Below are 15,188 nucleotides of genomic sequence, written 5' to 3' on the forward strand. Positions count from 1 at the left end.
TATCATGCGGACTCCGGCCGCTGTAATGTGTGCCTCCGGCACAGGTGGCGGGACGCCACCAAATAACTCACACTCGCGGGACGCGAGCGAGGGTATAAAAAAAACATAACCAAACTAATCATTCCAACCCCCTTCCCTTTACTTAAAGGAGAGCTGGGGTAGGTTTAAACAACAAACAACCATGAAAAAACTAAACCTGCATCACCTGCTGCTTATACCTGCGCTATACCTGGCGACGGGCTGCAGCTCTACAAACCAACCGGACAGCCAGCCTGTTGCGACTGCTAACACGTGGCCCCACAGCGTGAGCTATGAGATCTTTGTGCAGTCCTTCTGTGACTCTGACAACGACGGAATCGGCGACATCAAAGGCATGACCTCCAAACTCGATTACCTGGCAGAGCTAGGTATAGAAGGCATTTGGCTGATGCCGATGAGCCCATCTCCTACCTACCACAAATACGACGTGACCGACTATACCGGCATCCACCCGGACTATGGCACCATGGAAGATTTCAAAACCTTTCTGGAGGAGGCGCACAAACGTAATATTAAGGTCGTAATCGACTTTGTGGTGAACCATTCCAGCAACCAACACCCCTGGTTTGTAGAAGCTGCCAAAGACGAGAAAAGTCCTTATCGCGACTACTACGTGTGGGCGCATAAGGACGACCCGCAGACCAAAGGCGAAGGCAAGACCACTGGTGATGACTCCCACAACGTGCACCAGTGGCACGAGGTGAAAGGCAGTGACTACAAATACTTCGGTTACTTCTGGGGTGGCATGCCCGACCTTAACTTCGACAATCCGAAGGTGCGTGAGGAGGTATACAAGATCGGTCGCTACTGGCTGGAGGAAGTGGGCGTGGACGGCTTTAGACTTGATGCGGCCCGCCACATTTTCCCGGATGACAGACCAGCGGATAATCATGCTTTTTGGGAGGAATTCAGAGCCGAGATGCAGAAGGTAAAGCCGGATGTATACCTGGTGGGTGAGGTATGGGCTGAGGCTGATGTTGTGGCCCCTTATACCAAAGGCCTCCCTGCTCTCTTCAACTTTGAGATGAGCTGGAAAATACTCGACGCCCTGAAGACTGGAAACGGCGACTCGCTGGCTATCCACCACGACCGCATCATCAATACCTATCAGCAAGTGAATCCGAATTTTGTAGACGCCACCATCCTGAGCAATCACGACCAGAACCGCATTATGAGCGAGGTAAACGGTGATTTGAACAAGGCCAAGGTAGCAGCGGCGTTGCTATTTACATTGCCGGGCGCTCCCTATGTGTACTACGGTGAGGAGATCGGGATGCAGGGCAAAAAGCCGGACGAGCAGATACGGGAGCCTTTCCTGTGGGATACAAAAGCAAACGACGATTGCCGCGCTACCTGGGTAACGCCTGAGTACAGTACCGAGCAGAACGTTAAGCCTATGGCGCAGCAGGCGCAAGATCCGAACTCACTCCTGAACCACTACAAAGCCTACATCCAATTGCGTAACAGCAGTAATGCGCTGACACGTGGCGAACTCGAACCCGTGGATATGCAAAACAGGGCAGTGAGCGCTTTTCTGCGCACAATGGCCGATGAGTCGGTGCTTGTGTTGCATAACTTATCTGGTAATACCACGAGCGTTACCCTACCTGCCAACCTGCAGGAGCATAGTAAACTGGTACATCAGCACAACGCTGCGAAATTAAACGGCAGCACAGTACAACTACCTGCTTACAGCTCTATCATTCTCACTAAATAAAAGACGAACAGCAAAAAGAATATGCAAAAATATAACGGCCGCCGTACCTTACTGATGCTAGCTCTTCTCGGAAGTCTGAGCACCGCCTGCCTGATGGGATGTTCGGGCAACGACAGTCAGACAGAGCAAACCAACAGTACAGAACAGACAAGTATGATGGAAATAAAATCAGCACCTTTCGGCATAGCCCCCGAGGGGCAGGAAGTACAGCTCTATACCCTGACCAACGACAGCGGCATGACCGTGAAGATTACCAATTACGGTGCGATCGTGACCTCGATTCAAACACCGGATCGGGATGGCAACCTGGGTGAAGTGGCGCTCGGCTTTGACAAGGTAGACGGCTACGTGCCCAACGATCCGCACTTTGGTGGCATTGTCGGCCGCTATGCCAACCGCATCGCCAAGGGCAAATTCACTTTAGATGGCGAAGAGTACACCCTGGCTGTGAACAATACGCCCAACCACCTACACGGCGGCATCACCGGATTCGACAGAGTCGTTTGGCAGGCTGAGCCACTGCAAAAACAAAATGCGATCCGCCTGACCTACGTGAGCAAAGACGGTGAAGAAGGTTACCCTGGCAACCTGACCGTGGTAGTGACTTATACCCTGACCGGCTTCAACGCCCTCAAGATCGACTACGAAGCCACGACAGACAAGGCCACACCGGTCAACCTGACGAACCACAGCTATTTCAACCTGAGCGCGGGTGAGGAAAAGGACATCCTTAACCACATTGTCACGATCAATGCTGATCAGTTTACGGCTACAGACGAGACGCTTATACCTACCGGTGAATTGGCTTCGGTGAAAGGAACACCTTACGATTTTAACACACCGCAGAGAGTGGGTGAACGCATCGAGAATCTGCAGGGCTATGGCTACGATCTGAACTACGTGGTGCGTAACGGAGGCGAAAAACTGGTGCACGCCGCCACGGTAGAAGAACCTACAACTGGCCGCGTGATGGAAGTTCACACCACCCAACCCGGCATTCAGTTCTACACAGCCTACCATCTGGATGGCACCCTCACCGGCCACAACAACACGACCTACAACCGCTACGCCGGCCTCTGCCTCGAAGCCCAGCACTTCCCCGATTCCCCGAATCAGGAGAGATTCCCTTCGACCATTATCAGGCCCAGCGAGAAGTACAGTGAAACGACGGTTTATAAGTTTGGGGTGAAGTGACCTGCCGCCTTCTTTGTCGAGTAGGCCTAACCCAAAGGGCGACTTTTTGCAGCTCCAAATTTGGAGGGTTGGGCGAGATAGCAACAGCTTTAGAATACTCTTGTTGATTAGACACACCACTGCCCCTCTCAAGAGGGGAATAAGGTAGCTATTAATCCACAGCTAAGAGCTCTGCAGTGCCTGTCACAAACCACTGGCAGGTATAGCAAGACTAACTTGCACGCTGGCTATGAAACAAACAGCATTAACCATGTGTACCAATGACGATTTTTTGTTTGAGCGGTCAGCGAGTTCAAAATCGTCTTGATTTTTTTGCTTACTGGGGGTAGGGGCCCTCGATTTTTTCATCAAGGAAAAAAGTGAGGCCCGCCCGGCCAGGGCAAAAGCTGCCCGCCGCACAGGCGAAGCAATGAAACAAGGCAGGTTGCTATACCTGTGATAAGCTGCACCGCATGGCGAGGCACAAAACACTATAAATATTGACCATGAAAAAAAACTATTACCTATATACACTTGGTTTAGCCACCCTTCTAACTGCAAGCGCCTGCAAAACACAACAGCCCGACACCGGCACGACCACCGAAACAGTCAGCACAGAACAGGTAATCTGGCAATCCCAAGCCTACAGCATCTACCCTGACCGCGTGGTGCAAGGCAACTACGAAGCAAAGGCACTCTCCCCTACCGAGATCACCTCCAGTTACCAAAGCCCGGCTAACGAATTTCAGTCCCCGGAAATCCTGTTTAAGTTTAGCATCAACAGCAAGGACAATGAAATGCCACCGGGCATGGACCACCAGTTCATCTGCCTTGCTGAGGAAGAGGGAAGTTGCGAAACGCCTGTCATTAAGTTCGGACAGCAACTCAAAGCAACGGAGCCGGCACCTGCCAAGGCTTTCCTGCCACCGAACACACCGCTCACCGTGCGGGTAGACATGCGCGAAGTGCTGCAGGCCTTTGAGAAGCAGGGATTCTACACCGCCTACAATGGCAGCAAGGTATACAAAGATGATTTCAAGGGCGTTTACATCGCCGGTAATTCCTCTCCCCTTTCGTGGGACTTCGACAATCTGGCAAGTCGGGAGGGGATGGAACTGGAGGATCCGGACGGTGACGGCATTTATGAAGTGACGCTCACTATGAATGCCCACCGCGAAGAGAAGTTCACGGCCTCGCACTGGAAATTGAGTCTGCCGATTGACAAATACCCGCAGTACAAATCCGACTACGTACTGACCGACGCACTCTACAACATGACGCTGGAGGAAGTGGTGAAGAACATTGAAGAGGATGGCACTTTCCGTACCGGTAAAGAATGGGCCGGTGTGTGGACCCGCGACATCAGCTACAGCTTGATACTGGGTTTGGCGGCCATTGAGCCGGAGATAGCCCGCAAAAGTCTGATGCGTAAAGTGAAGAACCAGCGCATCATCCAGGATACCGGCACGGGCGGTGCTTACCCTGTTTCGACCGACCGCATCGTTTGGGCCACGGCAGCCTGGGAAATCTACACTGTTACCGGAGACCAGAACTGGTTGCGGGAGGCCTATGAGATCATCCGCAATTCGATGGAAGACGATTTGCTCAACGCCTTCGACCAGAACACGAACCTGATGCGCGGCGAATCCTCTTTCCTGGATTGGCGCGAGCAGACCTACCCGAAATGGATGCAGCCTGCCGATATCTACGCTTCGCAAAATCTCGGTACCAACGCCGTGCATTATCAGGCCAATGTGCTGCTGAGCCAGATGGCGACCATGCTTCAAGACAAGCAGGCCGCTGACAGGTATAGCCAACTGGCCGAGCGCATCAAGCAAGGTATAAACCAGCAGTTATGGCAGGAAGACAAAGGCTATTATGGACAGTACCTGTACGGCCGCAACTACTTGTCGCTGTCGCCAAGAGCCGAGGCATTAGGTGAGGCACTCACAGTTCTGTTTGGCATAGCTGATACGGACAGAGCAAAAAGAGTTGTGGCCAACACCCCGGTTTATGACTTTGGTGTACCAAGCATTTTCCCGCAGATACCTAACATTCCGCCTTACCACAACAACGGCATCTGGCCTTTTGTGCAGGCCTATTGGACACTGGCTGCTGCCAAAACCGGCAATGAAACCGCTACCGTGGAGAGCTTAAATGCCATCTACCGGCCTGCTGCTCTGTTCCTGACTAACAAGGAAAACTTTGTAGCCAGCAACGGCGACTATGCGGGCACGCAGGTTAATTCCGACCGCCAATTGTGGAGTGTGGCAGGCTACCTGGGCATGACCTACAAACTGCTTTTCGGCATGGATTTTCAGGCAGATCAGCTGGTATTCAAACCTTTTGTACCGGAGAGTTATAAAGGCAATCGAAGCCTGACCAATTTCAGGTATAGAAATGCCGTGCTTGACATCCAAATGGAGGGCTTCGGCAACAGCATCCGCAGCATCACACTGGACGGACAGCCACTGGAAGGCGCTGCTATACCTGCAAGCCTAAGCGGTCAGCATAAAGTGCAGATCGTGCTTGCTGATGAAATAAGCGGTAAAGGTAGCCAGAACAAAGTAGCCCATCATGTAACACCTGTCGCTCCCACAGCTACGTTTGCCAATGGCAGGTATAGCTGGCAGACTGTAGAAGGCGCGGTGAATTACACCGTGCTCAAAAACGGTAAGCCGCTGCAGCAAACCACTGAAACAGGTATAGCGGTTAAGCCAGATGGCTATGCTGAGTACCAGGTGATCGCAACGGACGCAGCAGGCTTTGGCTCTTTTGCCAGCGAGCCGGTGGCGGTATACCCTGCCGCACTGGAACAGGTATACGAAGCCGAGGCAACAGCTACGCCAGCCAAACAACCTTACAAAGGCTTTACAGGCAAGGGCTTTGTGGAAGTGAGCAAAAAGGCAAACACGACCATCACCTTCAAAGTAAATGCGCCTCAGGCAGGCTTGTACGCCATAGACTTCCGCTATGCCAACGGCAATGGCCCGATCAACACTGACAACAAAGCAGCCATCCGCGCCCTGCGTAAAGGCAAAGAAATGGCCGGCACCATCGTGCTGCCGCAGCGAGGCATCGGCGAGTGGAGCGACTGGGGCTATACCAACAAGGTATGGGTGCAGCTCGAGAAAGGCTCCCACCAACTGTCACTTACCTTTGAGCCACAAAACGAGAACATGAACGGTGAAGTGAACCAGGCCATGGTCGACCACCTGCGCCTGATCCAGGTACAATAGCTCGAAATGTTCTCACTTATTAAAGCCCCGTCTGCCATGTGCAGGCGGGGCTTTTTTCGTATAAGCTGCACCTTATTTTCAAACAGCCAGTATAGCCTATACCTTTAAATTCAAACGATGACACAAAGAGAAGTAACAAGCACAGACAACACCACCTGGACCTGCGTGCAGACTTACAGCAGTTTAGCCAAAGAAGACGCAGAAAGAGCCGCAGAAATCACAGCGGGTGACAACGACGAAGTGACTGTGGTCTGCACCCCAAGCGGTGGTGCCCAGACGGTGCGGCTGCAACTGACCAGGGACTGGATGGAAACTGTATCGGATGAAGAGCTGGTGAAGCAGATCGAGACTGCGCAGGTATAAATTGCAGCTGGGCATATCTGCTAAATCAGCAGCATATTCGTTATACTTGCAGAAACCCATTGCAGCGACATGCTCTCTCACCGACACGAGATCTTTATGGAAGTGGCTCGTTTGCTTAGCTTTACCAAAGCTAGCCAGACGCTCTTTATCAGCCAGTCCGCCATCAGCAAGCACATCAAGGCGCTGGAGGAGTTCTACAAGACCGGCCTCTTCGAGCGGCTGGGCAACAGTGTCGTGCTTACCCCTGCCGGCAAGCTGCTTTATGAAAAACTACTTTCTGCCAAACAGCTGCAACACGAACTTTACCAGAATTTCAAGCAACTGAGTGAGAATTTTTCCCCTCAGGTCAACATGGTGCTGGGAGCAAGTACCACTATCTCGCTTTATATTCTGCCACCGGTGCTCTCGGCCTACCTGCAACAAAACCCCAATGTGCACCTCGACCTGAAAAACCGGAACAGCGAGAACATCCTCAAAGCCCTGCTCGACCACGAAATAGACCTGGGCATTGTAGAGGGAATCAATAAAGTGAGCAACGTGACTTATACGCCTTTCCTGACCGATGAAGTGATCGCCGTCTGTTCTTCCCGCAATCCGCTCAAAAAGCAGCAACTGGAGATCCGGGACCTGTACGAGATTCCGCTGGCGCTGCGTGAACGAGGTTCGGGCACACTGGCCGTGCTGGAATTGGCGCTGGAGCGGAAGCAGGTGAAGTTAAATGAGCTGCCCATTAAAATACGACTTGGTGGCACCGAAGCGCTAAAGAACTTCGTGCGGGTAGATACCTGTCTTTCTTTCCTCCCCCGGCAAGCGGTGATAAAAGAACTGCAGTCCGGTGAGTTGGTGCAGGTACCAATCAACGGACTTACCATAAAAAGGAGTTTCAATTTCATACAGCGCAAAGGCACCGAGAACAATTTCCCTTACAAAAATTTCATTCAGTTTACGAAACGCTATTATTCCAAAATGGAATAGCCTATTCCTTAAAGCTATTTTGTTTGGTCATATCAGGAGTGTTAATTGCAGTAAATACTGATATGGAAACGACGCTTCAATCCTTAGTAAGCCACCTCAGCACATTATCCTGCTCAGGCTGCGGCAAACAATATTCTCCCTTCGAAAAACAGACAGTTTCGGCTTGCTGCCAGCTGCCTTTGCTGGCTGGGTATAACCTTGCCAAGTCGCTAAGCAAAGAGGTACTGCAAAAGCGGGAAGGCACCATGTGGCGTTACCTCGAAATGCTGCCTGTGCTGCACAAAGAAAACATCGTGAGTCTTGGCGAAGGCTATACCCCGATCCTGACGCTAAACAACCTGGCTAAAAAGTATGAGCTCCGCTCCCTGCAGCTGAAGGATGAAGGCCAGAACCCGACCGGCTCTTTTAAAGCCCGCGGACTCAGTATGGCGATCTCCAAAGCAAAAGAGCATGGCGTGGAAGGCTGCATTATACCTACAGCCGGCAATGCTGGTGTGGCAATGGCGGCCTATTGCGCCAAGGCAGGTATGCGTGCCACGGTGGTCATGCCGCGCCATACGCCAAAGGCTTTCCGGGACGAATGTTACTGGTACGGCGCTGAGGTAGTGCTGGTGGATGGTCTGATCAACGACTGCGCCGCCAGGGCAAAGGAGCTTAACAGCGCTGGCGAACTGCTGGATGTGTCTACTTTAAAAGAGCCCTATCGCATCGAAGGAAAAAAAACCATGGGTTACGAGATTGCCGAACAGGCAATTGGGAACTGCCCGACGTGATCCTATACCCTGCCGGCGGTGGTACCGGACTGATCGGAATCTGGAAAGCGTTCAAGGAGATGAAAAAAATCGGCTGGTTGCCGGCGGATATAAAACTGCCGCGCATGGTGGCAGTACAGGCCGAGAACTGCCGTCCACTGGTAGAGACTTTTTACGGCAGACAAGCCAATGCGCATAACTACATGGGCAAACCAACTATCGCTAACGGACTGGCCGTTCCTCGCCCATTGGGTGAGCAACTGATGCTGCAGACACTGCAGGAGTCCGGCGGTACGGCTATCAGCATCAGCGAGCAGGAAATGATAGCAGGATTGAAAGAACTGGGCGCCAGCGAAGGGTTGTTTGTAGCGCCGGAAGGAGCTGCTGTGTGGATGGCCACCCGTAAGCTGGTCGACACGGGCTGTATCTCACCCGATGAAAAGATTCTCCTGCTCAACACTGGTTCCGGACAGAAGTACATGGAAAATCTTTCTGGTGTGTTTGCAGAGGACTAAGCTTCCCATCAGTCTCTCCTAAATTTGTAAAACACACTGAAGATAAACATAAAAAAGCCATAGCAGATCGTACCCAGCGCCACCAGGAAAAAGGCTGTGTCACCCACTGTGCCTCCACCTATAAAATCGAAAGCTGAATCGGTGTCTCCGACTGCGTTTTCGTCTTGCTTGATAGCGCCGCGCAGCAGAAAGTACCCAAGCACGAGCAGGATGATACCACGTGCAAAATATCCTGCCCATGCCAGCGTGTGAATAATGCGCTTTTTATGCTGTTCTAGTTCGCCCAGATCCAGGCGCTTGTTATAGGCTCCCTGTATAACGTATTGGAACTGCACCAGGCCAGTCAGCATAGTGACCACGCCAGCAGCGCCGACCAGCCATGGCCCTGCATCCCAGGCCAGTATTCTGGCGATCATCAGTTGCTGTTCCTCTTCACTGTTTCCGCCGCCTCCGTTCAGCACTTCGTAAGCTGAGAAGGCAATAAGCCCATAGCCTACGCCGCTCAGAGCAACCCCTACCCTTTTGCCTATACCTTTCAGGTCTTTCCCAAACTCGTAGGGGTCGGTTATAGCTTCAAATACCCGCCAGGTGATGTAACCGACCATACCAATCAGCACTACCCAGACCAGTATTTCTCCCAAGGTGTATTCAAGCAGATAATCCAGTGCCCGCTCTTCATCAGCATCGTCCTCTGACCTGCCAAACAGCGAGAGAATCGCCATGCTCCCTAGCAGCACATACACGAGACCGATGGATACACAACCGTAACGGGCCAGCCACTGCGCAATCTTTCTGTACTTTTTGTCTACTGTCATGGGTACTCTTTCTCTTTCCTCCTGAATCAGACGCTGTAGGATGTCTCGCTCTTTTGACGAGAGACATGATCTTTCAGTTTAGAATTTAGATTATAAAGGTGAAAAGCTTATCTTCACTAACTCAACAGCAACAGCACTGAAGCGTTACTGAATCAAGCTATACATCATACCTTATGACAACCATTGCACTGATTGCCCACAACAACAAGAAGACGGAACTACTCAACTGGGTAAAAGAGAACCAACAGGCCCTGCGTCAATACAAGCTGATCGGGACGACTAACACTTCCAAGCTGATCAATGAGCTGCTTGACATGAACATCGAACCCTTCGGCCACGGCCCAAGTGGTGGTGATATTCTGCTAGCCGCTCGCCTGCTTCAGGGTCAGATCCAAAAGGTGATTTTCTTCATCGACGTAGAAACCCCACACGGCCACGAGCACGACATCCAAACACTGATCCGCACGGCGGTACTCAACAACATTCCTATTGCTTTGAATAAGGCCTCGGCTGATTTGATTGTGTTGGAGCGGGAAGCTTAGGAAGGAGCCTTTAGATATAATAACGATACCACAGCATGGTGTAGCCTTTACCTTTGCTATACTTCGGCCTTCGGCTGCACAAATCCGTTCTCCTATTTCCAAAAGATTTATAATAAGTCTTTTGCCTTCAATTAAAAACTTGAGCGACTAAATGGGTAGCAGTAAATTCACTGAGAAAATTGAGATTAAATGCAGTCCTGAAGTCGCTTTTGACTATACTCAGGACTATGAGCAGCGGCTGACATGGGACACTTTCCTAAAAAAGGCTGAGCTTATAGAAGGAGCAAAATCGGCAGAGGTAGGAGTTAAAGCTTATTGTATCGCCAACAATGGACTTGGAATGGTAACGGAGTATGTTTCATTTAACAGACCAAGGGCTACAGCAATCAAAATGACTAAAGGCCCTTTTCTATTCAAATCGTTTTTAGGCTCCTGGACCTTTAAAGAAGTACAACCAAATTTAACAGAAGTCATTTTTCTATATTCTTTTCAACTTCGGTTTCCCTTCAAATTGGCAACAGGGTTTTAAAAGTAATTTACAATCCAATGTAAGGCAAAGACTGAAAGACCTGAAAGAACATCTCGAAAGAAGAAGCACAAGCCACTAAAAGTCCCACAGCTAAATACTACGAAGCCAATGCGGCGGCTAACCTCCTGACAACTGTAGAAACCTTTGAAAAACTTGCTTAATAAACTGACTGGCTTAGGTTCTTTCAGTGTTTTCTGTGCCATACTCCAACAAGTCTCCCGGCTGGCAGTCGAGCGCTTTGCAGATAGACTCAAGGGTGCTAAACCGGATGGCTTTGGCTTTCCCGGTTTTGAGGATAGAAAGATTGGCGAGCGTAATATCTACCTTCTCAGACAACTCGTTTAAGGACATTTTGCGCTTTGCCATCATCACATCCAAATTCACAATAATAGGCATGTCTTACACAGTTAGTTCGTTTTCAGCTTGTATTTCCACGCCGCGCTTAAAGATTTGGGATATGATAAACACAAGGCCCGCCATCAAAAAAAATCCCTCGGTTGCCACTGATCCAGGTATACCACTTGCCTTTTGGCAAACCACTCTGTTTGCGCGTTATGCAGCAGCGCCACCACCCAAATGCCCAGCAGCACATAGCTTATTTTCTCGAGCAGATGCGCTACGTCCAGAGTAAACGGACTCCTCAAGTTTACCTTCGAAAGCGCCCGAATGACCAGATAAAAGACATAAGCTTTCATACCAGAAAAAGCAACCATGAAAGAGACAGCCTGCGTGTAAAACCATAAATTATAATCCCTTAGATCGTGCAGATTCAAGCCTCTGTATAAATTGTGAGAAGCCTCAGGATGAATTAAACTCACACTATAAGATACAAGGATGGCTCCTGTTTTGACCAGCAGACCTATAAATGCGATCCATGATAGCACATACATAACCCGGAGAATCTGCTCGGTTCTGGTTTTACTTTGCTTTTCCATGTCATCACCTTTTAGTTTAATCGAAAGTAAATAATTATTTATTGAAAAACAATAAATAATTATCACATTCAAATAAATTTTTTTTGGTCTGGCAGTTATAGGAATTCGCACTATATCAATTTGCTACAGTTTAACCCAATCACACATTTCAACCAGGCTGAGGGGCAATTATAGCTCCAAGTTAAAAGGGTTTATCGCCTATCCGTAACTGTTCGACCTTGTTCAAGTAAAAGAGGGCGTACCCTATACCTGAAACCACGGAATACATACCTTATGGAAAAATTCTTTTTTGATAACTGGGAAAGCATCTTCAGAACATTCACCATCACCATTTTGGCATACATTGCCATGGTATTGCTCTTGCGATCATCCGGCAAACGGACACTCTCCAAAATGAATGCTTTCGACTTCATTGTGACGGTGGCATTGGGCTCGGCACTCGCCTCGGTGTCACTCAATAAAAATGTGGCGCTTGCAGATGGCGTTCTAGCCTTCTTCTTACTGATATTCCTTCAGTATGTTATCACCTGGCTTTCAGTGAGGTATAAGTCTGTCAAACATTTTATTACCAGCAAGCCTACCCTATTACTCTACAAAGGGGAACTAATAGATGAAGCCCTTAAAAAAGAACGCGTAACAATAGAAGAAATCAATTCAGCCGCCCGCAACGGTGGACAGGAAGACCTGTCCAAAATTGATGTGATGATCCTGGAGTCAACCGGTGAAATAACAGTTATACCCACAATCAAATCAGATTCACCAAATGCCCTAAAGGACGCAGGCAATTACCCGCGCTGATGGGAAGGGGAATTACCATTAGCTGCTGACTGCACTTCCCTGTCAGCGTATCATCTCAACCCAGCCTTTCCAATTCTGCCCGTTACTGGTGGTGGCATGGTAGAAATAAATACCGCTTCGCTGATTTCCGCCATCCCAGTTTTGTTTATAGTCCGCCTGCTCAAAAACCAGTTTTCCCCACCGGTCAAACACTTTTAAATCAAGGGGAAGGCAGGATACATTCAGGACGAAATAATCATTCAACCCGTCGCCATTCGGAGTGAACACATTGGCGTTCTCCTTCCGGCGCTCTACTTGTACTGTTGTCACCTGCTGCCTGTTGCTGCAATTATTGCCATAAAAGGTAGTCAGGTACACATCATAGTTGCCGATTGTATTGTAGGTATGGCCAGGTGCAGATTCCTGCGAAGTAGTGCCATCGCCAAACTCCCACAAGTAGGCAGTAGCACCGCTTGTACTGTTGGTAAATTTTACCTGTAGCGGGGCGAGTCCCGACGGGCTTTCGGCAGTACCGCACTCAACCGATTCGAAACCTGCCTGGATAGCAGGTATGGGCGTAACCTGCATCACTTTTGTACTGTAACCCGCGCAATGCCCATTGTCAAAGGTATAGGTCAAGGTGTGAGTTCCTGCACCTGCCAAGGAGGGACTAAAAACTCCCGCTTTACTTACACCAGTTCCGCTCCAGGTACCACCTGCCGGACTAAATCCTGTCAGCTGCACATCACCTCCGCCTATGCATAGTTCAGCATCGCTGCCTGCCTGCACATTCAGTGCAGGATCAATAGTTGCCGTTACAAGCGTTCGGTTACTTTCACAGCCCGTACCGTTTACGAGTGACACATAGTAGTGTGTGGTGCTGTTGATAGCCGGTGTATTGAACGTGGGGCCAATGGCCAGTACTTCACCTCCTGTGGCGGTGGCATACCAATGGTAGGCTTCACCGGTGCGAGCTCCTGAAACTGCAAGGGTCACGTTACCGCTGCCACAACTTGCAGCAGGTATAGCAACAGGCGCCATAGGTCTTGCAACAATACTGACAGGTATGCTACTCTCCATGCCTATTACAGCCGGCACTCCGGCCACCACCCGGATCCTATAGCCAGCGCCTGGCACTATACCTGCCGGTAACTCAGCCATAATGGGAGCCGATTGACCAGTACCTATCGTCACAGGGTTGGCAAACGAACCGGAGGCATCGGAGAGTTGGGCCGTGAAAGTATTACCAGCTGCGTAAGAACCGGATTTGAGAAATGAAACAGGCACGATTGCGCCAGCACAGTATTCCAGTTCAGGCAGGTTACTGGTCAGAATGGCAGGGTCGGCATCTGAGGCCAGTTTGGCGACAAACTTGTCTGAGCGATCTTCGTACTGGTCTATCCCTTCAAAAGCTGTCTCGTTGCCTCCACCAGTAATATAGCAATTACCCAACGCATCCACTGCAATTGCGTTTCCCCTGCCTCCCGCTTTAGGAGAGCCAAACTGTTTCACCCATAACACCTTGCCTTCAGAATTGTATTTAGCGGCATAGAAGCTGCTGCCAATTTCATTCTCTATTGTAAAATTGCCAAAAGTTGCTTGCCGCGTGTAAAACCCGGTCACATAGCTGTTACCGTCTCTGTCGATTGCCACATCCAACCCTGAATCATACCAGTAACCACCAGCTTCCCGGGCCCAGATCACATCTCCTGCAGCATCGTATTTCGCCAGGAACATTACTTTGGTTGTAGGCATACAATATAGTGGAGGCAAAGTTAGCCGGACCGCTAAACCAACCGGTCAGGAATATAAATCCGTTCTTATCGAGCGCTATTTTGAGACTGTGAGTACCACTACTACCTGTTTTTTTTACCCATACCACATCTCCTGCAGTGTTGTATTTAGCAATAAAAAGTGCCGGGTGAAAACCAGAAATTGACAGACTATACTCAGATGAAATAGAGATTGCTCCGAAATGTGCCGTTCCTCTGATATCTCCTGTTATAAAGCTATTCCCCGTTGCATCAACAGCAATACTTCCCACAGAGTCAAAACCATCCCCACCAGCTTTACGTGCCCAGATTGCCTTTCCGAATGGATCCAGTTTTAAGATAAAAAGATCTCTCCCCTGACTTGCCAACGAAACATTCCCGAATGTAATGTCTCCGATGAAAATGCCCGTTACATAAATATTACCTTTTGCATCGATCCCAACATCCACACCGGTCGCAGATGCCTCATTGCCGCTCAGCGCCGTAGTGTTTGTTGCCCGAAGTACCTGACCTGCGCTATTCAGTTTAACTAAATAGTAGTCATGAATCCCATTGCTTTTCAGCACAGTAGAACCGAATACGCCCGTATCTTCGAAGCCACCTGTGACGAAAATATTCTCTTGCGAGTCCATGACTAATTTTCTGGCGTCACCTCCAAGCTTGATGACCCAAACTTCTTTCCCGGCAGCATCATATTTTGCAACATAGCCCTCCCCGTGAGGTTTATCACTCGTAAGGGTTGTGTCCCCGATGGTTACGCTCTTGTTGAAAGAGCCAGCTGTATAGGTATTGCCCTTGCTGTCTACTATAATACCACTCCCTGAAGCGATGCCTGTAACTTTGCTGTTCCACTCCCACTCCGGAGGGTTATTTGTTTGTGCCGATACGGGAGCAGAGATAACACCCAGAATGAATAATACTAGCGTAAAAATTTTAAGCATAAGCTGCTGACGTAAACAGGAATAAGGGAGACACAGGGTGGCACTTATAGATGGTAAGGTATGGCAGCCACCGTCCTGCAAATATACAATATCTCCACTCTCCT

At 49.7% G+C, this 15,188-nt stretch carries 15 protein-coding genes; 10 read left to right on the top strand and 5 right to left on the bottom strand.

Features of this window, described 5'->3' with window-relative positions; all coding sequences use genetic code 11:
• The first annotated feature begins 181 nt into the window (after positions 1-181).
• The 7 genes from O71_RS17030 (at position 182) to O71_RS26635 (ending at position 8,773) form a co-directional block, all read left to right on the top strand.
• The gene (locus O71_RS17030) at positions 182-1,756 is read left to right on the top strand and encodes an alpha-amylase family glycosyl hydrolase (RefSeq protein ID WP_007659319.1); all 1,575 of its coding nucleotides are present in this window, start codon (positions 182-184) and stop codon (positions 1,754-1,756) included.
• A gap of 21 nt (positions 1,757-1,777) precedes the next feature.
• Positions 1,778-2,950 carry an aldose epimerase family protein gene (locus O71_RS17035; protein ID WP_007659321.1) on the top strand — a complete coding sequence of 391 codons (1,173 nt, stop codon included), beginning with the start codon at positions 1,778-1,780 and terminating at the stop codon, positions 2,948-2,950.
• 485 nt (positions 2,951-3,435) lie between these two features.
• The gene (locus O71_RS17045; protein ID WP_007659323.1) at positions 3,436-6,168 is read left to right on the top strand and encodes a trehalase family glycosidase; all 2,733 of its coding nucleotides are present in this window, start codon (positions 3,436-3,438) and stop codon (positions 6,166-6,168) included.
• A gap of 117 nt (positions 6,169-6,285) precedes the next feature.
• Positions 6,286-6,531, top strand: coding sequence for a hypothetical protein (locus O71_RS17050; protein ID WP_007659325.1), 246 nt, complete (start codon positions 6,286-6,288; stop codon positions 6,529-6,531).
• 69 nt (positions 6,532-6,600) lie between these two features.
• Positions 6,601-7,506 (top strand): LysR family transcriptional regulator, encoded by a 906-nt coding sequence (locus O71_RS17055; protein ID WP_007659329.1) that lies wholly within the window; start codon positions 6,601-6,603, stop codon positions 7,504-7,506.
• A 62-nt stretch (positions 7,507-7,568) separates the two neighbouring features.
• Complete coding sequence (locus O71_RS26630; protein ID WP_255345409.1) at positions 7,569-8,279, top strand: pyridoxal-phosphate dependent enzyme; 711 nt, start codon at positions 7,569-7,571, stop codon at positions 8,277-8,279.
• Positions 8,276-8,773, top strand: coding sequence for a pyridoxal-phosphate dependent enzyme (locus O71_RS26635; protein ID WP_007659333.1), 498 nt, complete (start codon positions 8,276-8,278; stop codon positions 8,771-8,773). The genes O71_RS26630 and O71_RS26635 overlap by 4 nt, the downstream gene beginning before the upstream one ends.
• An 8-nt stretch (positions 8,774-8,781) precedes the next feature.
• Here O71_RS26635 and O71_RS17065 read toward each other — a convergent pair whose 3' ends face one another.
• Positions 8,782-9,588: a DUF1206 domain-containing protein gene (locus O71_RS17065; protein ID WP_007659334.1), complete on the bottom strand. Its 807-nt coding sequence runs from the start codon at positions 9,586-9,588 to the stop codon at positions 8,782-8,784.
• 173 nt (positions 9,589-9,761) lie between these two features.
• Between O71_RS17065 and O71_RS17070 the strand changes: the two genes are divergently transcribed.
• A complete protein-coding gene (locus O71_RS17070) occupies positions 9,762-10,130 on the top strand; it encodes a methylglyoxal synthase (RefSeq protein ID WP_007659336.1) in 369 nt (122 codons plus the stop codon).
• Positions 10,131-10,281: 151 nt separating this feature from the next.
• The gene (locus O71_RS17075) at positions 10,282-10,659 is read left to right on the top strand and encodes an SRPBCC family protein (protein WP_007659338.1); all 378 of its coding nucleotides are present in this window, start codon (positions 10,282-10,284) and stop codon (positions 10,657-10,659) included.
• Positions 10,660-10,833: 174 nt separating this feature from the next.
• On the opposite strand, the gene O71_RS17080 is transcribed toward O71_RS17075, so the two are convergent.
• Together O71_RS17080 and O71_RS17085 are read right to left on the bottom strand one after the other, a co-directional pair.
• Positions 10,834-11,055, bottom strand: coding sequence for a helix-turn-helix transcriptional regulator (locus O71_RS17080; RefSeq protein ID WP_007659340.1), 222 nt, complete (start codon positions 11,053-11,055; stop codon positions 10,834-10,836).
• Between the two features lie 83 nt (positions 11,056-11,138).
• Positions 11,139-11,594, bottom strand: coding sequence for a DUF2975 domain-containing protein (locus O71_RS17085; protein WP_155800980.1), 456 nt, complete (start codon positions 11,592-11,594; stop codon positions 11,139-11,141).
• A gap of 273 nt (positions 11,595-11,867) precedes the next feature.
• On the opposite strand from O71_RS17085, the gene O71_RS17090 reads away from it, so the two are divergent.
• Entirely contained in the window at positions 11,868-12,392 is a 525-nt protein-coding gene (locus O71_RS17090) for a DUF421 domain-containing protein (protein WP_007659345.1), read from the top strand.
• 42 nt (positions 12,393-12,434) lie between these two features.
• Here O71_RS17090 and O71_RS17095 read toward each other — a convergent pair whose 3' ends face one another.
• A complete protein-coding gene (locus O71_RS17095; RefSeq protein ID WP_007659348.1) occupies positions 12,435-14,108 on the bottom strand; it encodes a gliding motility-associated C-terminal domain-containing protein in 1,674 nt (557 codons plus the stop codon).
• Positions 14,038-15,084 (bottom strand): hypothetical protein, encoded by a 1,047-nt coding sequence (locus O71_RS17100; RefSeq protein WP_007659349.1) that lies wholly within the window; start codon positions 15,082-15,084, stop codon positions 14,038-14,040. The genes O71_RS17095 and O71_RS17100 overlap by 71 nt, the downstream gene beginning before the upstream one ends.
• Positions 15,085-15,188 lie beyond the last annotated feature (104 nt).

Origin of the sequence: Pontibacter sp. BAB1700 (assembly GCF_000277005.1) — a bacterium.
Taxonomy (GTDB): Bacteria; Bacteroidota; Bacteroidia; order Cytophagales; family Hymenobacteraceae; genus Pontibacter; species Pontibacter lucknowensis.